At 72.8% G+C, this 26,726-nt stretch carries 26 protein-coding genes and 1 pseudogene; 12 read left to right on the forward strand and 15 right to left on the reverse strand.

What is annotated here, in order from left to right; all coding sequences use genetic code 11:
• Positions 1 to 798: an SGNH/GDSL hydrolase family protein gene (locus QBJ89_RS07680; RefSeq protein WP_277979939.1), complete on the reverse strand. Its 798-nt coding sequence runs from the start codon at positions 796 to 798 to the stop codon at positions 1 to 3.
• Positions 799 to 1,129: 331 nt separating this feature from the next.
• Between QBJ89_RS07680 and QBJ89_RS07685 the strand changes: the two genes are divergently transcribed.
• Positions 1,130 to 2,038: a VOC family protein gene (locus tag QBJ89_RS07685; RefSeq protein WP_277979940.1), complete on the forward strand. Its 909-nt coding sequence runs from the start codon at positions 1,130 to 1,132 to the stop codon at positions 2,036 to 2,038.
• A 210-nt stretch (positions 2,039 to 2,248) separates the two neighbouring features.
• On the opposite strand, the gene QBJ89_RS07690 is transcribed toward QBJ89_RS07685, so the two are convergent.
• The 6 genes from QBJ89_RS07690 to QBJ89_RS07715 all read right to left on the reverse strand — a co-directional run bounded on the left by QBJ89_RS07690 (position 2,249) and on the right by QBJ89_RS07715 (position 10,031).
• Positions 2,249 to 2,710 carry a DUF3429 domain-containing protein gene (locus QBJ89_RS07690; protein ID WP_277979941.1) on the reverse strand — a complete coding sequence of 154 codons (462 nt, stop codon included), beginning with the start codon at positions 2,708 to 2,710 and terminating at the stop codon, positions 2,249 to 2,251.
• 5 nt (positions 2,711 to 2,715) lie between these two features.
• A complete protein-coding gene (locus tag QBJ89_RS07695) occupies positions 2,716 to 3,339 on the reverse strand; it encodes a YbhB/YbcL family Raf kinase inhibitor-like protein (RefSeq protein ID WP_223013768.1) in 624 nt (207 codons plus the stop codon).
• 201 nt (positions 3,340 to 3,540) lie between these two features.
• A complete protein-coding gene (locus QBJ89_RS07700; RefSeq protein WP_277979942.1) occupies positions 3,541 to 4,536 on the reverse strand; it encodes a DUF2891 domain-containing protein in 996 nt (331 codons plus the stop codon).
• On the reverse strand, positions 4,533 to 5,432 hold the full coding sequence (locus tag QBJ89_RS07705; RefSeq protein WP_277979943.1) for a 5-oxoproline transporter, DUF979 family subunit: 900 nt from the start codon (positions 5,430 to 5,432) through the stop codon (positions 4,533 to 4,535). The genes QBJ89_RS07700 and QBJ89_RS07705 overlap by 4 nt, the downstream gene beginning before the upstream one ends.
• Positions 5,429 to 6,094 carry a DUF969 domain-containing protein gene (locus QBJ89_RS07710; RefSeq protein WP_277979944.1) on the reverse strand — a complete coding sequence of 222 codons (666 nt, stop codon included), beginning with the start codon at positions 6,092 to 6,094 and terminating at the stop codon, positions 5,429 to 5,431. The genes QBJ89_RS07705 and QBJ89_RS07710 overlap by 4 nt, the downstream gene beginning before the upstream one ends.
• Positions 6,095 to 6,458: 364 nt before the next feature.
• Entirely contained in the window at positions 6,459 to 10,031 is a 3,573-nt protein-coding gene (locus QBJ89_RS07715; RefSeq protein WP_277979945.1) for a hydantoinase B/oxoprolinase family protein, read from the reverse strand.
• Between the two features lie 85 nt (positions 10,032 to 10,116).
• Between QBJ89_RS07715 and QBJ89_RS07720 the strand changes: the two genes are divergently transcribed.
• The 5 genes and pseudogenes from QBJ89_RS07720 to QBJ89_RS07740 all read left to right on the forward strand — a co-directional run bounded on the left by QBJ89_RS07720 (position 10,117) and on the right by QBJ89_RS07740 (position 12,727).
• Positions 10,117 to 10,959, forward strand: coding sequence for a hydroxypyruvate isomerase family protein (locus tag QBJ89_RS07720; RefSeq protein ID WP_277979946.1), 843 nt, complete (start codon positions 10,117 to 10,119; stop codon positions 10,957 to 10,959).
• A gap of 233 nt (positions 10,960 to 11,192) precedes the next feature.
• A complete protein-coding gene (locus QBJ89_RS07725) occupies positions 11,193 to 11,564 on the forward strand; it encodes a GtrA family protein (RefSeq protein ID WP_277979947.1) in 372 nt (123 codons plus the stop codon).
• 53 nt (positions 11,565 to 11,617) lie between these two features.
• Positions 11,618 to 11,962: a hypothetical protein gene (locus QBJ89_RS07730; protein ID WP_277979948.1), complete on the forward strand. Its 345-nt coding sequence runs from the start codon at positions 11,618 to 11,620 to the stop codon at positions 11,960 to 11,962.
• Positions 11,872 to 12,405, forward strand: a pseudogene (locus QBJ89_RS20200) (acyltransferase family protein); the annotation flags it as partial. The gene QBJ89_RS07730 and the pseudogene QBJ89_RS20200, both read left to right, overlap by 91 nt.
• A 181-nt stretch (positions 12,406 to 12,586) precedes the next feature.
• Positions 12,587 to 12,727 carry a hypothetical protein gene (locus QBJ89_RS07740; RefSeq protein ID WP_277979950.1) on the forward strand — a complete coding sequence of 47 codons (141 nt, stop codon included), beginning with the start codon at positions 12,587 to 12,589 and terminating at the stop codon, positions 12,725 to 12,727.
• A gap of 3 nt (positions 12,728 to 12,730) precedes the next feature.
• Here QBJ89_RS07740 and QBJ89_RS07745 read toward each other — a convergent pair whose 3' ends face one another.
• The 3 genes from QBJ89_RS07745 to QBJ89_RS07755 are packed head-to-tail and all read right to left on the reverse strand — an operon-like array spanning position 12,731 to position 14,722.
• Positions 12,731 to 12,910 carry a hypothetical protein gene (locus tag QBJ89_RS07745; RefSeq protein ID WP_219754705.1) on the reverse strand — a complete coding sequence of 60 codons (180 nt, stop codon included), beginning with the start codon at positions 12,908 to 12,910 and terminating at the stop codon, positions 12,731 to 12,733.
• Between the two features lie 40 nt (positions 12,911 to 12,950).
• Positions 12,951 to 14,273 (reverse strand): PQQ-dependent sugar dehydrogenase, encoded by a 1,323-nt coding sequence (locus QBJ89_RS07750; protein ID WP_277979951.1) that lies wholly within the window; start codon positions 14,271 to 14,273, stop codon positions 12,951 to 12,953.
• On the reverse strand, positions 14,270 to 14,722 hold the full coding sequence (locus tag QBJ89_RS07755) for a DUF2231 domain-containing protein (protein ID WP_277979952.1): 453 nt from the start codon (positions 14,720 to 14,722) through the stop codon (positions 14,270 to 14,272). The genes QBJ89_RS07750 and QBJ89_RS07755 overlap by 4 nt, the downstream gene beginning before the upstream one ends.
• Positions 14,723 to 15,036: 314 nt before the next feature.
• Between QBJ89_RS07755 and QBJ89_RS07760 the strand changes: the two genes are divergently transcribed.
• Positions 15,037 to 15,624, forward strand: a complete 588-nt coding sequence (locus tag QBJ89_RS07760) for a glutathione S-transferase family protein (protein ID WP_277979953.1) — start codon at positions 15,037 to 15,039, stop codon at positions 15,622 to 15,624.
• A 126-nt stretch (positions 15,625 to 15,750) separates the two neighbouring features.
• Positions 15,751 to 16,452, forward strand: coding sequence for a helix-turn-helix transcriptional regulator (locus QBJ89_RS07765; RefSeq protein WP_277979954.1), 702 nt, complete (start codon positions 15,751 to 15,753; stop codon positions 16,450 to 16,452).
• Positions 16,453 to 16,456: 4 nt separating this feature from the next.
• Here QBJ89_RS07765 and QBJ89_RS07770 read toward each other — a convergent pair whose 3' ends face one another.
• Positions 16,457 to 17,152 (reverse strand): glutamine amidotransferase, encoded by a 696-nt coding sequence (locus QBJ89_RS07770; protein ID WP_277979955.1) that lies wholly within the window; start codon positions 17,150 to 17,152, stop codon positions 16,457 to 16,459.
• Positions 17,153 to 17,360: 208 nt separating this feature from the next.
• On the opposite strand from QBJ89_RS07770, the gene QBJ89_RS07775 reads away from it, so the two are divergent.
• From QBJ89_RS07775 to QBJ89_RS07790, 4 genes are read left to right on the forward strand one after another with little or no spacing between them, the layout of a single operon-like run.
• Positions 17,361 to 17,867, forward strand: a complete 507-nt coding sequence (locus tag QBJ89_RS07775; protein WP_277979956.1) for a 2Fe-2S iron-sulfur cluster-binding protein — start codon at positions 17,361 to 17,363, stop codon at positions 17,865 to 17,867.
• Positions 17,864 to 18,853, forward strand: a complete 990-nt coding sequence (locus tag QBJ89_RS07780) for an FAD binding domain-containing protein (RefSeq protein ID WP_277979957.1) — start codon at positions 17,864 to 17,866, stop codon at positions 18,851 to 18,853. Before QBJ89_RS07775 ends, QBJ89_RS07780 begins: the two co-directional genes overlap by 4 nt.
• Complete coding sequence (locus tag QBJ89_RS07785) at positions 18,850 to 21,189, forward strand: xanthine dehydrogenase family protein molybdopterin-binding subunit (RefSeq protein WP_277979958.1); 2,340 nt, start codon at positions 18,850 to 18,852, stop codon at positions 21,187 to 21,189. Before QBJ89_RS07780 ends, QBJ89_RS07785 begins: the two co-directional genes overlap by 4 nt.
• Before the next feature lie 56 nt (positions 21,190 to 21,245).
• The gene (locus tag QBJ89_RS07790) at positions 21,246 to 21,929 is read left to right on the forward strand and encodes an AcvB/VirJ family lysyl-phosphatidylglycerol hydrolase (protein WP_277979959.1); all 684 of its coding nucleotides are present in this window, start codon (positions 21,246 to 21,248) and stop codon (positions 21,927 to 21,929) included.
• Between the two features lie 241 nt (positions 21,930 to 22,170).
• Here the strand turns inward: QBJ89_RS07790 and QBJ89_RS07795 are convergent, their stop codons facing one another.
• From QBJ89_RS07795 to QBJ89_RS07810, 4 genes are read right to left on the reverse strand one after another with little or no spacing between them, the layout of a single operon-like run.
• Positions 22,171 to 23,592, reverse strand: a complete 1,422-nt coding sequence (locus QBJ89_RS07795) for an efflux transporter outer membrane subunit (RefSeq protein WP_277979960.1) — start codon at positions 23,590 to 23,592, stop codon at positions 22,171 to 22,173.
• A complete protein-coding gene (locus QBJ89_RS07800) occupies positions 23,589 to 24,482 on the reverse strand; it encodes an efflux RND transporter periplasmic adaptor subunit (RefSeq protein WP_277979961.1) in 894 nt (297 codons plus the stop codon). Before QBJ89_RS07800 ends, QBJ89_RS07795 begins: the two co-directional genes overlap by 4 nt.
• A gap of 5 nt (positions 24,483 to 24,487) precedes the next feature.
• A complete protein-coding gene (locus tag QBJ89_RS07805) occupies positions 24,488 to 24,712 on the reverse strand; it encodes a DUF1656 domain-containing protein (RefSeq protein WP_277979962.1) in 225 nt (74 codons plus the stop codon).
• Positions 24,709 to 26,724 carry an FUSC family protein gene (locus QBJ89_RS07810; RefSeq protein ID WP_277979963.1) on the reverse strand — a complete coding sequence of 672 codons (2,016 nt, stop codon included), beginning with the start codon at positions 26,722 to 26,724 and terminating at the stop codon, positions 24,709 to 24,711. Before QBJ89_RS07810 ends, QBJ89_RS07805 begins: the two co-directional genes overlap by 4 nt.
• Positions 26,725 to 26,726 lie beyond the last annotated feature (2 nt).

Consider the following 26,726-nt stretch of genomic DNA (forward strand, 5'->3'; position numbering starts at 1 on the left):
TCAGCGCCCGAGCGCGCGGCGGATCGAGTCGAGCGCGACGGGCGCCATCGCGGCATAGCCCGCGGCGGTGGGGTGGACGCCGTCGCTCGCCAGACCCTCGCGCATCGCGCCCGCCGGCGTGGCGAGCACCGGATGATAGTCCACCCAGGTCGCGCCGGTGCGCCGCGCATAGGCCTTGAGCCAGGCGTTGAGCGCGGCGATCTGCGGCGCGGGGCGCTTGTCCGGGCTCCACGGGAAGGACGCGGCGGGCGGCACCGAGGCGAGGATCACCTTGATCCCGTTGGCACGCGCCAGCTCGGCCATGCTCTGGATGTTGCCCTCGACCGTCTCGATCGTGGTCGCGCCGGTGTTGCCGGCCACGTCGTTGGTCCCCGCCATGATGTGGACGGCTTGGGGTCGAAGATCGATCACGTCCTGGCGGAAGCGCAGCAGCATCTGCGACGTGGTCTGGCCGCTGATGCCGCGGTCGACGCGGCCGTCGCGCCAGAAATCGGGCGCGAGATTGATCCAGTTGTCGGTGATGGAGTCGCCCATGAAGACGACGCGCGGCTTCTCGGCCAGCGCGCGATTGGCCGCGTCGTAGCGGCACAGCTGACCGTGGTCGCGCGTGAGCATGTGGAGGTTCGCCATGGTCCCCGCCGCCTTGTCCGCCGGCTTGGGATGCGCGGGGCAGGGGTCGGCGACGATGCCCGACTGATCGTCGGCGTACGGGTCACCGGGTATTTTCGTCTGCGCCGTTGCGACGGTGGCGGTGGCGAGCAGTGCCGCGGCGGTCGCCCAGCTGATCGATGCGCGCAACGCTTCCTCTCCCTCGCCCAGGCGCCGCCGCTCGCTCGGGTAGCGCTCCTGTCGTGACGCTACAACGGGCGGAGGGGCGGACGCAACCGGCATGAAGCGGGTTTTCACTGGTGAAGTCGTGCATGGTCTCGGGCCGGCGGCGTTCCATGTAGCGCTCGAGCGGCTGCGTCCGGGCGGAACCGCTGGAGCATTTCGGGGGGCGCTTCGAGAGGGCACCGCGGCATGCTCAGCACCTTCCCGCCTTTGCGCCGCGCCGCGTGACACACACGCTTGCGCCAGCTAACCTACAGACCTGGCGCCATTACTTCGGCGCAACAGGGGAGGATCTCACATGCGTCTCACGCGGGCGGCGATGATCGTCGCAGCGTTCTTCTCGGTCGGCGCGCGCGCGCCCGAGCGGCCGCCGATCACCGGCATCTCGCATCTTGCGGTGTACAGCCGGGACCTCGCCGCGTCGGAGCGATTCTACGCTGGCGTACTCGGCGCGCGGAAGGTGGCGGACCCGGAGAATGCCGCCGGTGCGCGCTACGCATTCAGCGGCGCGCAGTTCGTCGAGGTGCTGCCCGCGCCCGCGGGACTCGGCGCCAGCCTGTTCGCGCACGCCGCCTATCGCACCGCCGACGCCGCCGCGCTGCGCTCCTGGCTGCTCGCGCGCGGCGCCCCCGGCATCGGGGCGCTGGAGCAGGGCGCGGGCGAGCGCCGCTTCGCCGCGCGCGACACTGAGGGCAATGAGGTGCAGTTCGTCGAGACCAAGGCGAGCGCCGCGGCGGTGCCGGGTGCGGTGAGCGGCCGGATCATCCACATCGGCCATGCCGTGCGCGACCGCGCCAAGGAGGACGGCTTCTACCGTACGTTGCTCGGCTTTCGCCCCTATTGGTTCGGCTCGTTCGAGCCGCCCAAGGTCGACTGGGTGTCGCAGCAGACGCCCGACGGGCGCGACTGGCTCGAATATATGATGGTCGGCGAGGGCTCGCGCGTGACCGAGGCCTCGCTCGACGCGCGCCAGCTCGGCGTCCTCAACCATCTCTCGCTCGGCGTGAACAACATGCAGACCGCAGTGACCGGCCTGTATCGCGGCAAGAAGATGACCGGCCGCCACGACGGCCCGCAGCTGGGGCTGGACGGCAAGTGGCAGGCCAACCTCTACGATCCCGACGGCACGCGGGTCGAGCTGATGGAATATCATGCGGTGACCGAGCCGTGCTGCTCGCCCTTCACCGCGCCCGATCCGGAGGGCTGAGCAGGCGCCGTCAGTCCTCCGGTCTCGGCAGGTCGTCAGGAGAGCCACTGGTCACGCGTGTCGTGCCTGGGTTCCGGCGAACGCCGGAACCCAGGGTCAAGCAGAGCGACGCGGCACGGCGCGCGCGCCTAGGCTCCTGCCGCCGCAGGAGCACGGGGCAGCAAGGTCGCAGCGATCTCCCCAGAAGGGAGGACTCACAGGGCCGGTCCTTCACCGCGCCAGCAGCGCCAGCAGCAGTGTCAGCGTACCGAGCCCGCCCGAGAGCGTCAGCCGCAGGCCCCACCAGCCGGGCAGCTCGCGCACGGTGGGCGAGGCGGCGCGGTCGGCGAGCGGGGAGACCAGCACCGCCGCACCCAGCGCGACCAGCGACGAGGCCGGCGGTGCGCCGCCGAGCAGCCACGTCAGCAGCGCCGCCCAGGCGACGAGGCTGGGTGCCACGGCCAGCACGTAAGGCGCCGCGAAGGTGACGCGGCGTTCGAGCGCGTCCATCCACCACAGCCCGCCGAGGAACGACAGGATCACCGCGGCGTAGAGCCCGCCCACCAGTGTCGCCGCGGGCTGCAGCGCCGGCAGCGCGAGCGCGACGGCGACGCAGCCCGCGGGCGGGAGCAGCCCGGAGAGGCCGAGCCAGCGCGGCGCCGCGGGCAGCGGGCGGGGGGTCGGATCGCGCACGAGGCTCAGGCGGGCTGTGCGGCGCCGACCGGCCCGATCCCGGCGGGCTCGCCGCGCGAGTAGGTGCCGCTCAGCGTGCCAGCGGCGAGCACGCGCCCGCGCAGCGCCTCCAGCACGGCGCTGCGCCCCGGGCTGACGTCGAGTGCCGCCGCCTCGCTCAGCGCGAACAGCTGGAAGACATAGTCGTGGCTGCCGTGCCCGGTCGGCGGGTCGGGCGGCAACCAGCCTTCCTGCTGATAGCTGTTGCGGCCCACGTCCGAGCCGTCGAACGCGCCGCGCCCGTCGGCCGCGATCGCGCCTTCCTCCAGCCCCGCCGAGTCGGGCGGCAGGTTCCATACCACCGCATGGACCAGCGGGTTGGGCGCGGGCGCGTCGGGGTCCTCGACCAGCAGTGCCAGCGCGACCGCGTCGGCGGGCACCCCGGTCCAGGTCAGTGGCGGCGACATGCCCTCGCCGTCGGCGGTGAAACGCTCGGGCAGCCGCGCCCCGTCGGCGAAGGCGGGGCTGGAGAGCGTCAGCTGCGCGCCGCCCGCGGGCACGATCCCGTCCTGCACGATCACCAGCTTCGCATGGCCCGCGCGGACGTTGTGCAACAGGTTGCCGAGCCAGTGGGGAACATGTTCGAGCATAGTGCCTCCTACGGGTGTTGCGCAGTGAACCGCCGGCGCGCCGGCTGGTTGCGGGGGATCGGCGCGGTTGACGTGCCGTCGTCCGGACCGGCTCGTGCGCCGGCGAACGCCGGAGCCCAGGGCCACGAAGATGGCCCCCGCGGCCCTAGGCTCCTGCGTGCGCAGGAGCACGCCGGTAAAACACCGCGGATGGATGAAGTCTCAGCCCGACAGCACCGCCAGCAGCGCGAAGGTGGCGAGCCAGTGGCCGCCCATGTAATCGTCGTCGAGGTGCGGCAGGCTGGCGGCGAGATGCGCCGCAGCGACGTGGCGCATCGCCGCGGCGCCTGGGTGGCGCGGGCCGAGCGCGGCGGCGAGCTGGCGCCAGCACCAGGCGCGGCTGAGGTTGAGCCCATCGAGATGCGCGATCTTGCCGTCGCTCCGGTCGGAGACGTGCGCCGGCCGGAACAGCGTGACCGGCTCGCCGCGCGCGACGTCGGGCAGGAAGGCGTCGAACCACGCGCCGAACGTGACCGCGGGCAGCACGCGGCTCATCAGCAGCGCCTCGCAAAGGGCGGAGGAGAGGAAGTCGTCCCCCGACGGCTCCCACGCCTGGCAGGCGCGGTCCTCGCCGAACCAGCCGCGCGCGCGCGCGTCGATCAGCTCGACCAGCGTGGGGTCGTGTCGGAGCGCCCAGTCGCGCGCCAGCACCAGCGCGAAGCTGGTGTTGAAATGCGTGCCGACCCGCACCGCATAGGTCAGCTTCGGCAGGTAAGCGGCGAGGCGCGCGGCGAAGGCGCGCGCCAGCGGCTCCAGCGCCTTGCCCCAGGGGGCGGCATGCCGGTCCGCCTCGCCGTGAAGCGCGAGCAGCCACGCCCAGCCATAGGGTCGCTCGAACCCGCCGCTCGTCGGCCGGTCGAGATAGGCGAGCTCGCCAGCGACCTTGGCGGGGACCAGCATGGCGTCGGCACGCGCGCGGATCGCCTCGGACTCCGCCAGCGCCGGGAAGAGGCGGCGGATCGTCAGCAGCTGCCACCAGCCGTGGACGCAGCTGTGCCAGTCGAAGCTGCCGTGGAAGATCGGGTGCAGCGTCGCGGGCGGCACCGCGTCGTGTGCGCCGGTGAGCACATGGTCGAGCTTGTAGGGATAGTCGCGTCCGACATGATCGAGCGTGATGCGGGCGAAGCGCGCGGCGAGCGCGGGGTCGAGCCTGGTCATCGGATCACCCACCATAACAGCAGCACGTTGAAGAGGAGCAGCGGCAGTGCGGTCGCCGCCTGTGCGCGGATCACGCCGTAGCGGTCGCGCAGCTCGAGCAACGCCGCGGGGACGATGTTGAAGTTCGCCGCCATCGGGGTGAGCAGCGTCCCGCAGAAGCCCGCTAGCATGCCGATCGCCGCGACCGCTGCCGGATCGCCGCCGTATTGGCGCACCAGCAGCGGCATCCCCACCGCCGCCGCCATCACCGGGAAGGCGGCGAAGGCGTTGCCCATCACGATCGTGAAGAGCGCCATGCCGAGACCGTAAGCGATCGCGGCGCCGAGCACGCTCCCCGCCGGGATCGCCCCGCCGACCAGCCCGCCGACCACGTCGCCGACGCCGGCGAGCGCGAACACTGCGCCCAGGCTGGCGAGCAGCTGCGGCATGATCGCGGCCCAGCCGATCTCGTCGAGCAGCCGCCGCCCCGTTCGCACCCCCGCGAGTGGCGGTGCGCGCAACCGCCAATGGCCGAGCACGAGCGCGACGAGCGCGCCGAGCGTCAGCGCCACCAGCGTGGCCTGCTGCGAGTCGACTAGCCTGGGCAGCCGCTTGAACAGCAGGGTGCCGCCGAGCGCGGCGGCGGGGATCACCAGCGCGAGCGCGAGCAGCGGGCCGTGTGGCTCACTTGGCGTCTCGGGCTCGCCGCGGCGCATCCGGCCCGACGTGGCGGTGGCCACCAGCGCGAGCACGAGCACGCCGTTGCCAAGGTCGCCGATCGCGTCGCCGGCGAAGAAGGAGAGCGCGAGCAGCGCGTGGAACAACGAATTGGCCCAGCGCCGGTCGGCCGCGCCGAGCAGCGCGCAGGCGGCGAAGAACAGCCCCGCGACCGCGTAGACGAGGTTGAGCCCGATCATCGCGCGCGTCGCTTCAGCCGGCGATCGAGCCACCACAGCCGTGCGCCGTGGACGAGGAAGGCGGCGACCGCGCTCGGGATCGCCCAGACCGAGAGCTGGAACGGCTCGACCCGCACGCCATAGCCCTCGAGCACGCCGCGCATCAGCAGGATCGAACCGATCGCGATAAAAATATCCTCGCCGAAGAACAGCCCGATATTGTCGGTCGCGGCGGCCAGTGCGCGGATCGGCTCGCCGTCCTGCTCGCCCCCAACCCCGCGCTGGCGTGCCGCGGCGGCCTCGGCCATGGGCGCGACGAGCGGCCGCACCGTCTGCGCCGGCCCCGCCACCGCGTTGAGCCCGAGCGCGGCGGAGAGCTGACGGAACAGCAGATAGCCGGCGAGCAGCCGCCCCACGGTGAGCCCGCGCAACCCGCCGACCAGTCCGCGCGCACGCTCCTGCAGCCCGGCACGCTCGAGCAGGCCGATGACCGGGAGGACCATGTAGATCGCGGTGACGTAGCGGCTCTGGTTGAACGCGTGGCCGAACCTGGCGAGCACGGCGAGCGGGTCGAGCCCGGCGGCGAGCCCCGTCACCGCGGCGGCGACGACGATCACCAGCAGCGGGTTGAAGCGCAGCAGGAAGCCCAACGCGATCACCGCGACACCGGCAAGGACCAGCATCAGCGACGGATTCGCGCGAGGAGGGGAGCGAAGTCATGGATCGTTCGTCCGCCTCGCCTCGCGATCCGACCACCCCGGCGCACGCCGGGGTCCAGGTGGGAAGGCCGACGTGAGGACCACCCACGTCCCCCCACTGGACCCCGGCTTCCGCCGGGGTGGAGGCTAGAAGGGGAACGCTCCTTCACCTCTTCCGCACCCCGGCGGAGGCCGGGGCTCGGTCGGGAGAGCCCGCGCGGCTCACGCGAGCGGCGCGTTACTGGACCCCGGCCTGCGCCGGGGTACGTGCTCGATGGAAGAGGCGGGGCTCCCACGATCGCATCGCTCCGGACCGCACCTTCCAGACGACGACGACAGCCCCACCCGCTCACGCCGCGCCCCCGTAGCCACCGCCGCCCGGCGTCTCGATCACGACCACGTCGCCCGCCGCCAGCTCCACCGACGCGGTCGCGCCGAGCGTCTCGACGCGCCCGTCCGCGCGCTCCACGCGGTTTGCCCCCACCGCACCATCGCCGCCGCCCGCCAGCCCGAACGGCGCCACGACGCGGTGGTTGGACAGGATGTTCGCCCGCATCGGCGCCCGGAAGCGCACGCGCCGCAGCGCGCCGTCGCCGCCCGGCCAACGCCCCCCGCCGCCCGAGCCGCGCCGGATCGCGAACGTCTCCAGCAGCACCGGGAAGCGGGTCTCGAGCACTTCGGGATCGGTCAGCCGGCTGTTGGTCATGTGCGTCTGCACCGCGCTCGCGCCCGCGAAGCCGTCGCCCGCGCCCGCGCCGCCCGCGATCGTCTCGTAATATTGGTGGTTGGAGTCGCCGAAGGTGAAGTTGTTCATCGTCCCCTGCGACGCCGCCATCGCGCCGAGTGCTCCCATCAGCGCGTCGGTGACGACCTGGCTGGTCTCGACATTGCCCGCCACAACCGCCGCGGGATAGCGCGGGTTGAGCATCGAGCCCTCCGGCACGATCAGCGTCACCGGGCGCAGGAAGCCGTCGTTGAGCGGCGTGTCCTCAGCCACCAGCGTCCGCAGCACGTACAGCACCGCGGCGCGCGTCACCGCCAGCGGGGCGTTGGTGTTGCCCGGCCGCTGCGCGCTGGTGCCGGTGAAGTCGACCGTCAGCGCCCCGGCGTCGCGGTCGACGCGCACCGCGACGCACACCTCCGCGCCGTCGTCAGTGGCATAGGCGAAGGCGCCGTCGGACAGCGATCGTACCGCGCCGCGCGCCAGCGTCTCGGCGTGCGCCTGGACATGCTCCATGTAGGCCGCCACGACCTCACGCCCCTGCTCGGCGACGAGCCGCTCCAGCCCCGCCGCTCCACGCGCGCAGGCGGCGAGCTGCGCCGCGAGATCGGCCATGTTCTGGTCGATCGTGCGCGCCGGGTGCGGGCCGCTGGCGAACAGCGCGCGCACCTCGCCGCCGCGCAAGCGGCCCTTGGCGAGCACCAGGACGTCGTCGAAGACCACGCCCTCGTCGGCGAGCGTGCGGCTGTCCGCGGGCATCGAGCCGGGGCTGGTGCCGCCGACGTCGGCGTGGTGCCCGCGCGCGGCGACGAAGAAGGCGGGCGCGTCGCCGCCAGCGAACACCGGCTGGACGACGGTGATGTCGGGCAGATGCGTGCCGCCGCGATAAGGGTCGTTAACGGCATAGGCGTCCCCCGGGCGCATCCCGCGACCGCCGCCGGCGCGGCTGGCAATCAGGTGGCGAACGCAATCGCCCATCGAGCCGAGATGCACCGGTATGTGCGGCGCGTTGGCGACGAGGTGCCCGCCGGCGTCGAACAGGGCGCAGGAGAAATCGAGCCGCTCGCGGATGTTGACCGAGGCGGCGCTGCGCTGGAGCGCGGAGCCCATCTCCTCCGCCAGCCCCATGAACAGGCCGGCGAAGATCGCCAGCCGCACCGGGTCGACCGCGGCGTCGCCGGCCGCCGCGGCGCGTGCTGTGACGCGGGTGAGCCGCAGCGAGCCGTCGTCGAGCACCGTCGCTTCCCAGCCCGGCTCGACCGCGACGGTCGAGGTGGCGTCCACCAACAGCGCCGGCCCGGCGACGCGCGCGCCCGCGCCGAGTGACTCACGGCGGTGCAATGGCGCTTCGTGCTTCGCACCCGCCATCGTCACCATGACCATCTCGGGCGTCGACGCCGCCGGCGCGGGCGCCGCCATCGCCGGCGCCGCGCTCGCCCGCACCGCCTCGACCTGGAGCCGCTCGACGATCAATGCGTCCTCAGCGGTGAAACCGAAGCGCTCGCGATGCGCCGCTTCGAAGGCGGCGCGCATCGCCGCGGCGTCCGCGACCGACACTTCGATCCCCTGGTCGGTGCGCGCGTAGCGCAGCGTCGCCACCGCCTCTACCGTCGCCTCGGCCGTGCCCTCACCGTCCAACTCGGCGCGCGCCGCGGCGGCGAGCTGGTCCAGCGTCTCGCGCCACGCGCCCGCGTCGAGCGGGGCCGCGACGGTGCGCTGGCGCACCGCGCGGCGGTCGGCGAGCGCGATGCCCCAGGCCGAGAGCACGCCGGCGAGCGGGTGGATCAGCACGTCGCGCATCCCCAGCGCATCGGCGACGAGACAGGCGTGCTGCCCGCCCGCGCCGCCGAAGCTCATCAGCGCGTAGCTCGCCGGATCATGCCCGCGCGCGACCGACACCGACTTGATCGCCTTGGCCATGTTGGCGACCGCGATCGCCACCAGCCCCTCCGCCGCGGCGAGCGGATCGGGGCGCGTGCCGACGGCGACCTCCACCGTGTCGAGCAGCGCCTCAAGCCGGGTGCGCGCGGCGCCGCGGTCGAGCGGCTGGTCGCGCCCGGGCCCGAACACCGCGGGAAAATGCTCGGGCACGATCTTGCCGAGCAGAAGGTTGCAGTCGGTCACCGTCAGCGGTCCGCCGCGGCGATAGCTCGCGGGGCCGGGGTCGGCGCCGGCGCTCTCCGGCCCCACCGTGAAGCGACCGCCGTCGAAGCCGCAGATCGAGCCGCCGCCCGCCGCGACCGTGTCGATCCGCAGCATCGGCGCGGCGACGCGAACGCCGCCGATCACCGCCTCCTGGCGCCGCTCGAACGTCCCCGCCCACAACGAGACGTCGGTCGAGGTGCCGCCCATGTCGAAGCCGATCACGCGCTCGACCCCGGCGGCGCGCGCCGCCGCGGCCATGCCGACGATCCCGCCCGCCGGTCCCGAGAGCAAAGCGTCCTTGCCGCTCACCGCGCGCGCCGCGGCGAGTCCGCCCGAGGATTGCATGAAGAGGGGCGCGCCGCCGAAGGCCGCCTCCAGTCCGTCGACGTAGCGGCGCAGCACGGGCGAGAGATAGGCGTCGGCCGCGGTGGTGTCGCCGCGGGCGACGAGCCGGATCAGCGGCGCGACGCGGTGGCTCACCGATATCTGGGTGAAGCCGATCGCGCGCGCCAGCGCCTCCAGCGCCGCCTCGTGCGCGGGGTAGCGCCAGCCGTGCATCAGCACGATCGCGACCGCGCGCAGCCCGGCGTCGTGACCGGCGCGCAGGTCGCGCTCGGCGGCGGCGAGGTCGAGCGCGCGCACCAACGCGCCGTCGACGTCGACCCGCTCGTCGATCTCGACCACGCGCTCGGGCAGCGGCGGCGGGCGGACGATTGCGCGCGCGAAGATGTCGGGCCGGTCCTGGTAGCCGATCGCCAGCGCGTCGCCGAAGCCGCGCGTGATCGCCAGCAGCACCGGCTCGCCGCGCCGCTCGAGCAGCGCGTTGGTCGCCACCGTGGTGCCGATGCGCACGTCGAGCGGCGGCAGCGCGCCGTCGCGCACGCCGGTCAGCCGCCGTACCGCCTCCACCGCGGCATCGTCGTAGCGGCCGGGGTCGACCGAGAGCAGCTTGATCACCTCGATGGTGCCGTCCGCGCGCTCGGCGACCACGTCGGTGAAGGTGCCGCCGCGGTCGATCGCGATGCGGCGGAGCGGGGCGGGGGACGCGGTCGACACGGCGCAAGCTATCGCAGCGCCGCCGCTTCTTGTCGATCGCCGCGCGGCGGCTTGCTCCCGCGGGCGGGTGCGCTACACTCGGCCGATGGTCACAAGGCGACAGGTCATCGGCACTTCCCTCACCCTCGCCGCGAGCGCGGCCGTCGCCGGGCCGGCGACGCCGCCGCGTAAGCGCCTCAAACAGTCGGTCAGCCGCTGGTGCTACGAGAAGATCCCGCTCGATCAGCTCTGCGCCTTCGCCGCCAAGATCGGGCTGGACGGCATCGACCTGCTCGAGCCCAAGGACTATGACGTGCCGCGCCGCCACGGGCTGCGCTGCACGATGGGCTATGCCGCGGACGTGATGCAGATCCCCAACGGGCTCAACCGCACCGAGAACCACGCCGCGATCGAGGCGCAATATCGCGTCGGCATCCCGCAGGCGGCCAAGGCCGGCGTGCCCAACGTCATCGCCTTCTCGGGCAACCGCAAGGGCATGTCGGATGAGCAGGGCGCGGAGAACACCATCGCCGGGCTCAACCGCGTCAAGAAGATCGCCGAGGACAACAACGTCACGATCTGCCTCGAGCTGCTCAACAGCAAGGTCGATCATAAGGACTATATGGCGGACCACACCGCCTGGGGCGCACGCGTGATGGAGGCGGTGGGCTCGCCGCACGTGAAGCTGCTGTACGATGCCTATCACATGCAGATCATGGAGGGCGACCTGATCGACACGGTGCGCCAGAACATTCGCTGGATCGGCCATGTCCATACCGGCGGCGTGCCGGGGCGCCACGACCTCGACGACACGCAGGAGGTCAACTGGGGCGCCTTCGCGCGCGCGCTCGCCGATACCGGCTTCGACGGCTATCTCGCGCACGAGTTCGTCCCCAAAGGCGATCCGCTGCCCGCGCTCGCGCGCGCGGTGAAGACCTGCGCGGCGTGACCGACCGCTAGGCGCCGCGCCGCGCGTCTCGCGCACGCGGCTCGAACGTATCGATCCCGTCGAAGCGGGCGTTTAGCTTAAAGCGGGGCAGATCGAACAACTTATCGCTTCGGGCGCGGCGGTCTCGGCCCCCCCTTCGGCATCCCCCCGCAATAGCCGCGGCGCGCTCGTCTGCGGGAGTCCGCGGCACGCGTCGGCTGCTAGGCTGGCGCGCAGGGAAGAGGGGACAGGTCATGTGGGGGCAGATCGTCCGGTTCGGCGTGATCGGTGGATTGTGCGCGACGATCTACTCGTCGGTGTACCTCGCTTACGTGCTGATTATCCTGCCCGTCAGCCTCAACGTGGCGGCGGTGCTGCCCGCCTTCCTGCTCTCGGTCTATGTCGGCTACCACCTGCAGTCGCGCGTGACCTTCGGCGACGCGGGAACCGCGCCGTTCGGCCTGCGGACTCGCGCCAAGTTCGTGCTCACCCAAATCGTCGGCCTGCTGATCAACTGCGCGATCACCTGGATCATCACCGGTCCGCTCCAGGGGCCCGACTGGGTGCCGCTGGTGCCGAGCGTGCTGATCACCCCTACCGTTACCTTCGCGTTGCAGCGCTGGTAGGTGTTCCGGGCGGCGCGCCGGGTCGAGGTGCGGACGGTGGCGGGCGCGCCGCTGTGACGCTTGCGCTCGCGCCGCGCGACGGCGCCGTCGAGCCGCTCGCGGTGCGACCGTCGCCCGGCGCAGGCGCACACCTGGGCTACGTCAACCTGTTCCGCGGCTTCAGCATCGTGCAGGTGGTGCTGATCCACGCCGGCAACGCGCTGCTGCTGCGCGGCCTGCCGGCGTGGCACGGTGATGCCGCGACGGTGCAGGCGCTGCTCCACGTCGTTGCGCACGACGCGACGGTCTATTCGCGATCATCTCCGGGCTGCTCTACGGTCATCTCTTCGCGCCCTGCCCGCATCGCCGCTTCCTCGCGCAGCGGCTCTCCGCGGTGGCGCTGCCCTATGCGGCGGTGACGCTGGTGCTGACGCTGGCCACCAACGCCACCGCGCAGGCCGCGCACGACGCGCCGCTGCTGGCGCGCACACTGGCGACCAATCTGGTCACCGGCGCGACCTGGAATACCTTGTGGTACATACCCGTGATCCTGGTGCTGTATCTGGTGAGCCCGGCGCTGCTCGCCGCGCTGCGCGGACCGCGTCTGCGCTGGCCTGGCGCCGCGCTGATGCTCGCGCCGCTGCTCGCGTCGCGTACGGGTACCGAGGTGACGCCCGCGATGATCGTCTATTTCGCGGGCGCCTACGCGATCGGTATCGCGGTGGGGCTCGACCTGGAGGCACGCCTCGCCTGGCTGCGCCGGCGTGCGGCCTGGCTCGGCCTCGTCGCCGTGGCGGCGACGATCGGGCTGGTGCTGCTCTGCGTGCAGCGCGACGCCTGGCACGGCGTGTCGTTGCGCGAGAGCGCCTTCTATCTTCAGCGCGCGACGATCGCGCTGCTGCTCTTGGTCTGGGCGCGCGCGCGAGGCCGCGCTGCCGCCGGGCGCCCGCGCGGCGACCGGGTTCGTCGCCGGGGCGGCGTCCGGCATCTATTTCGTCCACGGGCCGATCCTGCGGCCGGTGGCGCGACTGATCGGAGCGTGGGTGCCCGACGATCAGCCAAGGTGGGCGCTGCTCGCCGCGATCGCCGCTACGTTCGCGGCGGGATTGCTGCTGTCGCTCGGCCTGGTCCAGCTGCTGCGCACGCTGGTCGGGACGCGGTGGCGGCTGCTGATCGGCGCCTGACGCCTAGTGCAGCTTGGCGATCGACAGGCCGTCCTGCTTGGCCCGCTCCTTCACCGATTCCTCACTCCGCGTCAGCGCCTTGGCGATCGCCTTCAGCGCCATGCCCTTCTTCGCCAGGGTATGAAGCTTCTGGATCTCGTCTGGGCGCCACGGCTGGCGGTGTCTCTCGAAGCGGTCGGCCATCGCGCCGTGCTACGCGCTTCGTGCCGTGCTGGCCAGCGGCTCAGCCGCGGGCATAGCTGACCCGCCACACCGTGCCGCCGACGTCGTCCGCGATCAGCAGCCGGCCGCGCGGATCAACCGCGACGCCGACCGGGCGGCCGCGTGCCTTGCCGTCCTTGAGGAAGCCGGTGACGAAGTCGCGCGGCGTGCCGACAGGGCGCGCGCCGCGGAAGGCGATGAACGCGACCTTGTAACCGTGCGGGTCGGTGCGGTTCCAGCTGCCGTGCTCACCGACGGAGGCGCCCCCGCGATAACCCGCGGGGAAGCTCGCCCCGGTGTAGAAGGTGAGCCCGAGCGGCGCGACGTGCGAGCCGAGCGCATAGTCGGGCGCGATCGCGCGCGCGACCAGGTCGGGGCGCTGCGGTTTGACGCGGTGGTCGAGGTGCTGGCCGTAATAGCTGTAGGGCCAGCCATAGAAAGCGCCCGGCCGCACTGACGTGAGATAGTCGGGCACCAGGTTGGGGCCGAGCTCGTCGCGCTCGTTGATCACGGCCCACAAGGTGTCGGTGCCGGGATAGAAGGTGAGCCCGTTGGGATTGCGCAGCCCGGTGGCGAAAGGCCGTGACGCGCCGGTCCGCGGGTCGACCTCGAAGATCGCGGCGCGGTCCTTCTCGGCATCGCTGCCGCGCTCCATCGCGTTGCTGTTCGAACCGACGCCGACGTACAGCCGCGTGCCGTCCGGACTGGCGGTGAGGCTCTTCGTCCAGTGATGGTTGATCGTTCCCGCGGGCAGCGCGGTCAGCCGTGTCGCGGGGGCGGTGATCCGCGTCTGCCCCGGCGTGAAGGGATAGCGCACGATCGCGTCGGTGTCGGCGACGTAGAGCTGGCCGCCCAGCGCGACCTTGCCAAACGGCGCGTTGAGCTGGTCGACCAGGATCGAGCGCGCGGCGGGCTGGCCGTCGTTGCCGGCACCGCTCAGCAGCGTCAGGCGGTTGCTCGACGCGGGCGCATTGCCGCTCAGCGTTTGCGAATGCGCGCGCGCCATCACCCAGTCGCGGATCGGATCCTTGGGGCGCTGCACCGGCTCCTTGCCGTCGTTGCGCGACTCGACCACCAGCACGTCGCCGTTCGGCAGCGCGACGACGTTGCGCGGGTTGCTGAGCCCGCTGGCGAGCGGCTCGATGCGGAAGCCGGCGGGGACGGTGGGCGTCTCGCCCTTCTTCCAGCCGACGGTCTCGTAGACGCCGACGTCCGCGACGAGCTGCTCGTGCGGCGCCGGCAGCACCGGGTTGGCGCCGTACTGGCGGTTCTGGTCGATCTGCTGCCCGCTGCCGCAGGCGGCGAGCGGGAGCGCGACGAGCGCGAGCGTCAGCCGTCGGGTCATCGCACGTCTCCCGAGCGGCGCCGCGGCACCGCCTGCCAGAACCACCCCGCGGCGAGTGCCAGCAGCACGGCGACCACCGATAGCGCGAGCCCGGTCGGCACCACCGCGGTCCAACCGTCGCGCGCGTGAATGAAGGAGTTGAGCACCTCGACGATCCAGGCGGAGAGCAGCAGCGTGAAGTGCAGCCCGAGCGCCCCCCGTCGCGCCGCGCCCGCGCGGACCAGCTCGACCAGCAGTAGAGCACCGGCCAGACCGCCCGCGATCAGCCCGGCCAGTAGCAGCCAGGACGAGAAATCGAGCCACATCATTTCGGCACTGCCGGCATAAGCGAGATCGGTGACGAGCGCGGCGACGAACAAGGTGATCGGCACTGGCAGCAGTACCGGGTAAATCGGCCGGCCTGCGAGCGCGAGGGGGGCGAGCGCTGGGCGCCCGGGGCTTGATGCCATCGAGTCAGGTCCTTCCGGTCCGAGTGGCGCGAGCACGAGCGGGCAAGGCACGCAGTTCCGCCCCCGGGGCGGGATGAAGGTATCGATCGAGATCAAGGGGCTTTCGGGTGTCGAAATCCTCCCCTTCGACACGCTCCTCCGCAGGCGCTTGCTTCGGGTCTCTTTCCGCGTCTGTCATCCCCCGCCTTTCCTCTCCCGTCATCCCCGCTTTCGCGGGAATGGCGAAAGGGGCGGATGGTCCCTGCTGCCACCACGCTGGCAGCAGGCCCGGCGTACACCGTCTCCTTAAGCCGTCCTGACCCAAGGAGACCTTCATGCTGACGTTGTTCCACGCCCCGCGCTCGCGCTCGACCCGCATCATCTGGCTGCTCGAGGAGCTCGGCGTGCCCTACCAGCTCCGCTACGTCACGATCCGCTACCGCGACGGCAGCGGCGACGGCCCCGACCCCGCCAACCCGCACCCCGACAGGAAGGTACCCGCGCTGCTCGACGAAGACGTTCTGGTCACCGAATCTGCCGCGGTGGCGACCTATCTTGCCGACCTGGCCAACGGCGCCGGGCTCGCGCCCCGGATCGGCGACCGCGACCGCGGCCCTTATCTCACCTGGTTGAGCTGGATCGAGGGCGAGTTCGGCCCCGCGATCGGCGCGCGCCTCGGCGCCCCCGAGGATGAGACCCCACCGGCCTTCGCCGCCGCGCTGGCGCGGGTCGAGCGCGCCTTGGCCGACGGGCCGTGGTTGCTCGGCGAGCGCTTCAGCGCGGCGGACGTGATGATGGGCGGCACACTCGGCTGGGCACATCAGCTGATGCCCCGGGACGGCCGCATCCCCGCCTATCTCGCGCGGCTCACGCAGCGCCCCGCCTTCCAGCGCGCCATGGCACGCGACGCGGTGCCGGCGTGACCGCACGCGACCTGCGCTGGGCGGCGGCGGGCTTCGTCGCGACCGCGCTGCTCATCCTGGCGAGCGCCGCGCCCCCGCTTCTCGCGCTGCTCGCCTCGCCGCTCGCGCGGCTCTAGGATCGGCCCCATGCGTCGCGCCGACCGCCTGTTCGAGATCGTCCAACTGCTCCGCCGCGCCCCCGGGCCGATGACCGCCGACGCGATCGCGGCCGAGCTCGAGACGAGCCGGCGCTCGGTCTATCGCGACATCGCCGCGCTGGTGGCGCAGCGCGTGCCGATCCGCGGCGAGGCGGGGATCGGCTACGTGCTGGAGCGCGGCTTCGACATGCCGCCGCTGATGCTTACCTCGGACGAGGTCGAGGCGGTGGTGCTCGGCGCGCAATGGGTGCTGGTGCACGCCGACGAGGGGCTGGCGCGCGCCGCGGCCGATGTGCTCGCCAAGGTCGCGGCGGTGATCCCGGAGCGGCTGCGCGCCGCGATCGATGAGCCCGCGGTGATCACCCCGCCCGCGTGGAGCGAGCGCGCCGACGCGGGGATCGATGTCGCGCGGCTGCGCGCCTGGAGCCTGCAAGGGCGCAAGCTGCGGATCGGCTATGCCGACGCCGCGGGCGAGCCGAGCGAGCGGACGGTGTGGCCGTTCCTGGTCGGCTATATGGACGGCATGCGCATGCTGATCGCCTGGTGCGAGCTGCGCGGGGACTTCCGCATGTTCCGCACCGACCGGCTGACGAGCGTGACCTTCCTCGACGAGCGCTATCCCGAACGCCGTGCGGTGCTGCGCCGGCGCTGGCTCGCGATGATGGCGGCGCGCCGCGAGTCGGCGGGGTAAGCGCTCAGCTCGACGCGAACAGCCAGCGGGTGAGCACCGCCGCGGCCGCGTGGCGCAGGGCGGCGTCGTGACGCGCGGCGTCGCGCGCGATCGCGGCGGGGTCGATCGGCGCGGCGCGCAGCTCGGCGGCGTGGCCCGCGAGCCACCGCTCGATCCTGTCCGCCTCGAGGTGAAATTGCAGCGCGAGCGCGTGGCGGCCGAACGCGAACGCCTGCTGGCGATACAGGTCGGTCGAGGCGAGCAGAGTCGCGCCCGCCGGAAGGTCGAAGGTGTCGCCGTGCCAGTGCAGGACCGGCTGGTTCGCGGGCAGAGCGGCGAGCGGCGAGGCCGCTCCCGCCGCGCTGAGCGTCACCGGCGCGTAGCCGATCTCCTTGGCCGGCCCCGGGTAGACGCGCGCGCCGAGCGCCGCCGCGATCAGCTGCGCGCCGAGGCACAGCCCGAGCGTCGGCCGCTCCGCCGCCAGCCGCGCGCGCAGCAGCGCCAGTTCGTCGCCGAGAAACGGGTGCTCCGACGCCTCGTAGACGCCCATCGGGCCGCCGAGCACGATCAGCAGGTCGGGCGCGAGCGGGTCGAGCGCGGCGACGCTACCCTCGGCCGCCTCGACGTAGCGGATCGCGTAGCCGGCGGCGCGCAGCGGCGCGTCGAGATGGCCGAGGTCCTCGAAGGCGACATGGCGGATCGCGACGGCGGTGAGCGGCACGGGGGACCTCCACGAATGTGACCGACGCGGCAAACGATTCGCGTCCTCTCGCCCCCACTTACCCCAGCCGGGCGGGCGCGCCACGATGAGGCGCCGTCGCGCCCGGTCGAGTGTCGCAGCGCAGCGAAAAACGGCGCGGACTTTCCGAAACTTGGTATAGGTTAACCAAGGCGCACGCGCTGCATCGGAGAGGTAGGGAGAAGCCCTTATGTCGCTCATCGTCAACGGGGAGGCGGTGGCGCTGCCATCCGACCCGCGAGTCTCGCTGCTCGATCATCTGCGCGAGACGCTGCATCTTACCGGCACCAAGAAGGGCTGTAACCAGGGCGCGTGCGGTGCGTGCACGGTGCTGGTGGAGGGCGAGCGGATCCTCTCCTGCCTCGCGCTGGCGGTGCAATATGAGGGTCGCTCGGTCACCACGATCGAGGGGCTGGCGGGCGAGGATGGGCTCCACCCGCTGCAACAGGCCTTCATCGAGCATGACGGCTTCCAATGCGGCTATTGCACGCCCGGCCAGATCTGCTCGGCGATCGGCATGGCGGCGGAGGCGGGCCGCGGCGTGCCGAGCCACGTCAGCGCCGACCTCACCGCCGCGGTCGCGCTGACGCGCGAGGAGGTGCAGGAGCGGATGAGCGGCAACCTGTGCCGCTGTGGCGCGCACAACGGGATCGTCGACGCGATCCGCGCCACCGTCGCGGCGGAGTGGGCGGCATGACCCCCTTCACCTATGCCCGCGCGGGCGATGCCGCCGAGGCGCTGCGGCTCGGCGCGGCGAACGCGACCGCCTATCTCGGCGGCGGCACCAACCTCGTCGACCTGATGCGCGAGACCGTGGCGCGGCCCGAGGCGCTGGTCGACGTCAGCGGCCTCTCCGCTGCGATCGCGGAGAGCGACGGCGGCGGGCTACGGATCGGCGCGGCCGTGCGCAACACCGCGCTGGCGGAGCATCGCGCGGTGCGCGAGCGCTACCCGATGCTGTCGCGCGCGATCCTGGCCGGCGCCTCGGCGCAGATCCGCAACATGGCGACGGTCGGCGGCAACCTGCTCCAGCGCACGCGCTGCACCTATTTCTACGACACCGACGGCTCGCGCTGCAACAAGCGCTCGCCCGGCGAAGGCTGCGACGCGCGCGATGGCTTCAACCGCATCCATGCGGTGCTCGGCGCGTCGGAGGCGTGCGTCGCGACCCATCCCAGCGACATGTGCGTCGCGCTGGTCGCGCTTGACGCGCAGGTCCATGTCGCCGGCGCCGGCGGCGAGCGGACGGTGCCGATCGCCGACTTCCACCGCCTGCCGGGCGACTCGCCCGAGCGCGACACGGTACTGGCGCCGGGCGAGCTGATCACCGCGATCGAGCTGCCCGCGCTGCCGCTGGCGGCGCGCTCTACCTATCGCAAGGTGCGCGACCGTGCGAGCTACGCCTTCGCGCTGATCTCCGTCGCGGCGGCGATCGAGCTCGACGGCGAGCGCGTCGGCGACGTGCGCGTCGCGTTCGGCGGGGTGGCGCACAAGCCGTGGCGTGCGCTCAAGGCCGAGGCGGCGCTGCGCGGCGGCCCGGCCACGCCCGAGGCGTTCCACGCCGCCGCGGCGCTGGAGTTCGCCGACGCCGCCCCGCTGCGGCACAATGCGTTCAAGCCGGCGCTGGCGGGGCGGACGCTCGCCGCGGTGCTGGGCGAGCTGGTCAAGGGAGAGGCGGCATGAGCATCGTCGATACGGCCAAGCAGGCTGCGCAGGGGCTGGTGCAGGGCGCGATGAACAAGCTCGTCCCGCTCGCGCCGGACAGCTGGATCCCCGGCGGCGTCCCCGATCCGCTGATCCAGCACAAGCACGGGCTGATCGGGACGTCGGTGTCGCGGCTCGACGGACCGCTCAAGGTGAAGGGTGCGGCACCCTTCGCGGCGGAGTTCCGCTTCGACGACATGGCCTATTGCGCGTTGGTCTACGCCACCATCCCGCGCGGGCGGATCATCGCGATCAACGGCGCGGCGGCCGAGGCGGCGCCCGGCGTGGTGCTGGTGATGTCGCACCGCAACGCGCCGCGGATGAACAAGCCGCCCGCGTTCGGCTCCTCGCCGCACGGTGTCGGCCCCGCCGACCTGACGATCTTCCAGGACGATCGCGTCCACTGGAACGGCCAGCCGATCGTCGCGGTGCTGGCCGAGACGCAGGAGCAGGCCGACCACGCCGCCGCGCTGGTCGAGGTCACGTACGCCGCCGAGCCCTCGACCACCTCGCTAAAGGGCGCCAAGGCCAACGGCATCACGCAGGGCCTGTTCATGGGCCAGCCGTTGCTCAACGAGATCGGCGACGCGGAGGGCGCGCTGGCGCGGGCCGCGGTCACGGTCGACGCGGTGTATCGCACGCCGCGGCACAACCATAATCCGATCGAGCCGCACGCCGCGACGATCGCCTGGGTCGGCGACGAGCTGGTGATCCACGACGCCAGCCAGATGGTGACCCAGCAGGCGCAGACGATCGGCGAGGTGTTCGACCTGAAGCCCGAGCAGGTGCGGCTGACCTCGCCCTATGTCGGCGGCGGGTTCGGCAGCAAGGGGCTGTGGGACCATCAGGTGATCGGCGCCGCCGCGGCGAAGATGACGGGGCGCCCGGTGCGGATCGCGCTGTCGCGCGAGGGCGTGTATCGCGTCGTCGGCGGGCGGACGTTGACCGAGCAGCGAGTCGCGATCGGCGCCAGCGCGGACGGCCGATTCGAGGCGCTGATCCACACCGGCCTCTCCGTGATGACGCCGCACAACAACATGCCCGAGCCGTTCATCCTCGGCACGCGCGCGGGTTACGCCTGCCCCAATATCCGGCTGCAGGTGGAGGTGACGCAGATGAACATGCTCGCCAACACCTTCATGCGCGCGCCGGGCGAGGCGGTGGGCACCTTCGCGCTCGAGTCGGCGATCGACGAGCTCGCGGTGGCGCTGGCGATCGACCCGGTCGAGCTGCGGTTGCGGAACGAGCCCGACAAGGATCCCACCACCGGTCTGCCCTTCTCGTCGCGCCACATCGACAAGGCGTGGCGCGACGGCGCGGCGCGCTTCGGCTGGTCGGACCGCGGCGCACCGGGCGCACGCCGCGAGGGCGAGTGGCTGGTCGGCACCGGCTGCGCCACCGGCACCTATCCCTATTATCGCATGCCCGGCGCCGAGGCGCGGATCACGCTTCGCCGCGACGGCGACGGCGTCCGCGCGCTGGTCGAGGTCGCGGCGGCGGAGATGGGGATGGGCACCTCCACCACCACCGCGATCGTCGCCGCCGAGCGGCTCGGCCTGTCGCTCGACCGTGTCGAGGTCGCCTACGGCGACTCCGCCATTCCCGGCGCGATCATGGCGGGCGGGTCGCAGCAGACCGCCGCGATCGGCGCGGCGGTGATCGCGGCGCACAACGCGCTGGTGGCCGAGCTGCTGACGCTGGCAGGCAACGACTCGCCGCTCGCGGGCCTCGCGGCGGGCGACGTCGGCAGCGAGGACGGCGGGCTGGCCAAGCTCGACGACGCCGCGCGGCGCGAGAGCTACGCCTCGATCCTGGCGCGCGCGCAGCGCGACGAGGTGACCGTCACCAAGGCCGGCACGCCGCCGCTCGAGCTGATGCACTGGTCGATGCACTCGCACAGCGCCCTGTTCTGCGAGGTGAAGGTCAATGCGGTGACGGGCGAGACGCGGGTCAGCCGCTTCCTCGGCGCATTCGACTGCGGGCGCATCCTGAACGCCAAGACCGCGGCAAGCCAGTTCCGCGGCGGCGTCATCATGGGGCTGGGCCTCGCGCTGATGGAGGAGACACAGTTCGACGAGCGCAACGGCCGGATCATGAATCCGAGCCTCGCGGAATATCATCTGCCCGTGCACCTCGACGTGCCCGAGATCGACGTGATCTGGACCGACATCCCCGACCCGCACACGCCGATGGGCGCGCACGGCGTCGGCGAGATCGGCATCACCGGCGTCGGCGCGGCGGTGGCGAACGCGATCTACAATGCCACCGGCCGGCGCGTGCGCGACCTGCCGATCACGCTGGACAAGCTGCTATAGCGCGGCGGTGGGGAAAGCGCGCGGGGGCGCGCTCGGCCTTCTGGCGCGGGGTGCGGGTGAGCCTGGTCAGCTCGGCCTTCGTCTGCGCGGCGGTGGCGGCGGCTGGCTATTTCGACCGCGACGCGGTGCACGTTTACCCGGCGCGCCCGCCGGTGCGCGACGTCGCGGTGGTCAACGTCTCGGGCGACATGGGGCTGCGCTTCCTGCTCGGCGCCTCGACCTCGCGCGGCCTGACTGAGCATCATATCGGCGTGGTCGGCATCTCGTCGCCGGTCTACTTCCGCCGACGCCGCAGCCGCGCCGAGGTTGACGCCTTCGTCGCCGATGCGGTGCGCACCGCGCTGGCGGGGTCGGGTGCGCGTCGGCTGGTGGTGATGGGCCAGTCCTATGGCGCGGACATCGTCCAGACCGGGATGGCGCACCTGCCGTCCGAGCTGCGCGCGCGCGTGGCGGGGATCATCCTCGTGCTGCCCGGTGACGCGGTCTACTATCGCGCCGACCCGACCGGCTGGGCCTATCACGGCACGCCCGACAGCGTCGCGATGACGACCGCGCGCACGCTGACGTGGACGCCGTTCACGTGCATCTACGGCGTGGAGGAGGACGACAGCCTGTGCCCGTTGCTGGACCTGCCCAACCTGCGCAAGGTCGCCATGCCGGGCGGGCACAATATCAACCACGATGCCAACGGGCTGCTGCGCCATGTCCTGGCGGCGGTGGGGAGGGCGGACCGGCCTTGACCTTGGCAAAGGCGCGGGACTGCGTGCGCCGAGATCCTCCCCGGCACGGAGCATCGGGTCGGATCGTCCCCCGGACGATCCTTGATCATGCGGGGCATGATCAACCCGATGCTGGGGACCGCCCGGCGCAGCCGGGTGGTGAAGGGGGTGGCCCCAAACGGACCGGCTCGCTCGCGGAAAGCCCTCTCCGTCAGCGCTGACGCGCTGCCACCTCCCTGCCAGCGGGAAGGATTGGCAAACCTCACGCCTCCCACCCGCCGCCCAGCGCGAGAAACAGCTGGACCTGCTCCGCCGCCAGCCGGCTGTCCGCCGCGGCGAGCGTCTGCTCGGTGCCGATCAACGTGCGCTGCGCGTCGAGCACCGGGAGGAAGCCCGTCCGCCCCGCGGTGAACAGCCGCTCCGAGTCGCTCGCCGCCTGCGCCGCCTGCGTGCGCGCCTGCGCCAGCGCGGCGCGGCGGTCGAGGTCGCGCGCATAGACGGTCAGCGCGGTCTCGGTCTCGCGCAGTGCGCCGAGGACGACGCCGTCGAAGCTGGCCATCGCGGCATCGGTCTCGGCCTGCGCACCCGCGATCCGTGCGCGCACGCGGCCGCCGTTCGGGAATTCCCAGCTGATCAGCGGGCCGAGCGAGAATTTGTAGGTGTCGCCCGCCAGCGCGTTGCGCAGCAGCCCGACCGAACCGGCGGAGGCGCCGAGCGTCACGCGCGGGTAGAGCGCCGCCTCGGCCACGCCGATCCGCGCGGTCGCGGCGTGGAGCAGCAGCTCGGCGCGGCGCACGTCGGGGCGGCGACGCAGCAGCGCGGCGCCATCGCCGATCGGGATCGGGCGGTCGAGCCGGGGCTCGAGCGCGCAGGCGGCGACGTCGCGATCGAACTCAGTGGGAGGCCGGCCGGTGAGCGTCGCCAGCCGGAACAGCGCCACCTGCCGCGCCGCGAGCAGCGTCGGCAGCGTCGCGCGGACCTGCTCCTCCTGCGCGCGCGACCGCGTCGCGTCGAGCGAGATGCCGCGCCCGGCGCGCACCAGTCGCTGGGTCAGCGCGGTAGTACGCTGCTGCAGCGCGAGCGCGCGCTGCCCCACGCCGATCTCGCGCCCGGCCGCGCAGGCGTCGACATAGGCGCGCGTCGTGTCCGCCACCACGGTGACCTTCACCGCGTCATAGGCGGCGCGCGTCGCGGCCACGTCGGCGGTCGAGGCCTCGACCGCACGGCGCACCTGCCCGGCGAGATCGAGCTGGTAAGAGACGCCGACCCGGCCCGAATAGATCGGGGCGGCAGGCAGCGCCGCCCCGGGCAGGAGCTCCTCCTCGGCCGAGCGCTGCGCGTAACCCGGGGCGACCTCGACCTGCGTCTGCGGCGTGCGGTCAGTCTCGGCGAGGTCAAGCGCGGCGCGGGCGCGTGCGATGTTGGCGGCGGCGACGCGCAGGTCGGTGTTGTGCGCCATCGCCGCCGTGACGAGTTGGTCGAGCAGCGGGTCCTGGTACAGCCGCCACCAGTGGTCGGGTAGCGGCGCCGGCGCGTAGGCGGCGGCGTCCCCCGAGACGAACGCGCCGGTCGCGCTCGGCCGCTCGATCACCGCGGTGGCGGGCCGGTGATAGTTCGGGCCGGCGGCGGCGCAGCCGGCGAGCAGCGCGGCGAGCAGCGCGGGGGCGAGGCGCCGCGGGCTCACGCGCGATGCTCCCTCGTGGCCGGGGTGGGAGCGGGCGGCACCACCTCGACCGTGGCGGTGCGCCCGACGACGAGCGAGGTGCCGGCGGGCAGGCGGTCGATGGTGACCCGCACCGGGATGCGCTGCGCCAGCCGCACCCAGCTGAAGGTCGGGTTGACGTTGGCGAGCAAATTGGCCCCGGCGCTGCGGTCGCGGTCCTCGATTCCGCCGGCGATGCTCTGGACATGGCCGGCGAGCGCGCCGTCGTCCCCCATCAATCGCACCCGCACCGCGTCGCCGACGTGGATGCGCGGCAGCTTGGTCTCCTCGAAATAGCCGATCACGTGGAGCGAGGCACGGTCGATGATCGCGAAGGCGGGATGCCCCGCGCTGGCATAGTCGCCGGGGCGCAGGTCGAGGTTGGTCACCGTGCCTGCCACGCCCGCGCGCACCAGCGTCCGCGCGAGGTTGAGCTCGGCGGTGTCGAGCATGACGCGCGCCTGCGCCAGCGTCGCCTCGAGCTGCGCCACCTTGGCGAGGCTCTGCTCGCGCACCTCGCCCGCGACCAGGTCGCCGAGTTCGCGGTCGCGTCGCGCCTCGCGCCGCGCCTGGGCGAGCTGGACCTGCTGCGCCGCGATCGCCGCCCGTGCCTGCGCCACCGCGAGCCGGTAGCGCGGCCGGTCGACCTCGAACAACGGCGTGCCCGCCGCGACCGGCTGGTTGTCGCGCACGAACACCCGGGTGACGAGGCCCGAGACGTCCGGAGCGACCTGGACCACGTCGGCGCGAACGCGGCCGTCGCGGGTCCACGGTTCCTCTTCATAGTGGAACCACAGCCGCTGCGCCGCGAGACACGCGACGGCGACCACGATCAGCGTCACGGCGACGCGGAGAATGACGATCTTTCTCATAAGTCCTAGCCGAAAAGAGCGGCGGGCGCGGCGCCGCCGAGGAGCGCAGCGCAGCCGGCCCAGAGGATGACCGTGAGCGCGACGTCGAACAGCCCGCGGTGCCAGACGAAGCGGTAGAGGCCGAGCCGCGCGAGCGCCCAGCCGATCGTCTCCGTGGCGACGAAGGCCAGCACCGCGGCGAGCAGCAGCGGGTGGACGTACACGCCCGCCAGATCGATCTCGCCGTTCATGCCGCCGCCCTCGCGTGGTCGAGCCCGCGCGCGGCGGGGAAGAAGTTGCGGCGCAGCCCGGTCAGCGCGGCGAGCCGGTCGCGCGGGGCCGGCACCTCCGCCAGCGCCGTCGCGATCGCCGCGTCGAGGCGCGCGAGCAGCGCCGTGTCGGGTGCGGCCACGTCGCCGCGGGCGCGGGCGCGATAATGCGCGGCGATCTCGGCGCGCAGCGCGGCGAGCGCGTCGTCGCCGAGGTCCTTGGCAACGTCGTTGGCGGGGGCGAGCTGCGCCAGGTTGACCCCGACGCGGAGCTCGCGCAGCGCCGCCATGCCGGCGTCGCGGTCGCCCTGCTCGAGATCGCCGACACGCGCGCCGAGCAGCCCGACGCGGTCGAGCATGCGGCTCCGCCACGCCGGCAGCGGGGCGCGGCCGGGTCGCGCCGCCAGATCGGCGAGCTCGCGCCAGCCGGCGCGCCGCAGCCGGCGCAGCGCGGCGCCCGCGCCGAGGCTGCGGCACAGCCGCGTCGCCACCATCGCCGCGGCGACGCCGGCGAGCTGCGCCACGCTGCCGTTGAAGAAGCCGGCCGCGTCGGCGGTGAAGCTGTTGGTCAGCGCCAGCCCGCCCGCGAACCCGATCAGCAGCGGCATCATCCGCCCGTACCAGCGCGGCAGCGCCATCAGTGCGCCCGCCGCCAGCAGCGCGGGCGCGAGCAGCAGCGCGAGCGTCTCGAAGCTGTGCACCAGCGGCAGCAGCGCAAACAGGTAGAGCGCGACGAGCGGCAGCGACGCGACCGTCCAGATCAGAAAGCCGCGCTGCGCCGGCACGGGGTCGTCCATCGTGGCGAAGAAGCAGCATACCACCGCCGCGATCATCGCCGCGACCGCGCCCTCGGGCCAGGCGGTCATGATCCAGAAGCCGCAGCAGGCGACGATCGCGGCGAAGGTGGCGACGGCGGAGAGCAGGGCGAGCGGCAGGTCGCGGTGGAGCGGCCGCTGCCGCCGCTCGCGCAGCAGCGCGCGTACCCGCTGCGGCGGCGCGGCGCCGGGATCGATCGTCTGTGCCGCGATCAGGCGCGCGGTATCGAGCGCCTCCACCAGCTCGCGCAGTCGGTCGAGCAGGTTGGCGATCAGCAGCTCGCGCCAGTCGGCCGGTGTCAATTCAATGGAGAGCGCGTCGACGCGCGCGATCAGGCTGGCCGGGGCGTGCGCGCCCGCGTCGCTCGCCCAGGCCCGGACGTCCCCGACCAACGCGCCCACCTCGGCCGGCACCTCGCCCTCGACGGCGATCGCGCCGAGCCGGTCCTCGACCGCGGAGACGAGCGGCAGCAGCAGCACGAAACGGTCCTGCAGCGCGCTCAGCAGCGCGCGGGTGGGGCGCGCGGCGGCGGTGTCGAAGGGGACATGCGTCGCCATGACGTGCAACTCGGTGACGTCGCCTGCGAGGCGGCGGCGCTCCTCGTCGGCGCGCTCGATCGGGGCGGGGGCGAGCGCGTCGGCGACCCAGCGCTCGGCCTCGGCCAGCAGGGTCCGCACGCGCGCGCCGAGCAGCGCGGTGACGCTGCGCGGCCAGATCGCGGCATGGACGAGCGCGGCGCAGGTCACACCGATGCCGATTTCCTGCGCGCGCAGCACTGCGACGTCGAAGATCGCCTCGGGATGGCCGACGGTCGGGAAGCCGACCAGCGCGGCGGTATAGCCCGCGAGCATGAAAAGGTAGGAGCGCGGCGTGCGATCGAGCAGCGAGACGAATTGGCAAACCGCCACCCAGCCGGCGAGCGCGAGCGAGAGCAGCAGCGGGGCGCCCACCAGCAGCGGCACCATCACCACCGCCGCGCTCGCGCCGACGAGGGTGCCGAGCAGGCGGAGCACCGCCTTGGAGCGGACCGCACCGCTCAACGGCTGGCTGGTGATATAGACGGTCGCCATCGCCCAGAACGGGCGCTCGAGCCCCAGCGCGAACGAGACGTACAGCGCCAGCATCGCCGCGGCGAAGCAATTGGCCGAGAACACGACCTCACGCAGTCCGACCTTCATCG

It is taken from the genome of Sphingomonas phyllosphaerae (assembly GCF_029623345.1).
Classification (GTDB): domain Bacteria; phylum Pseudomonadota; class Alphaproteobacteria; order Sphingomonadales; family Sphingomonadaceae; genus Sphingomonas; species Sphingomonas phyllosphaerae_C.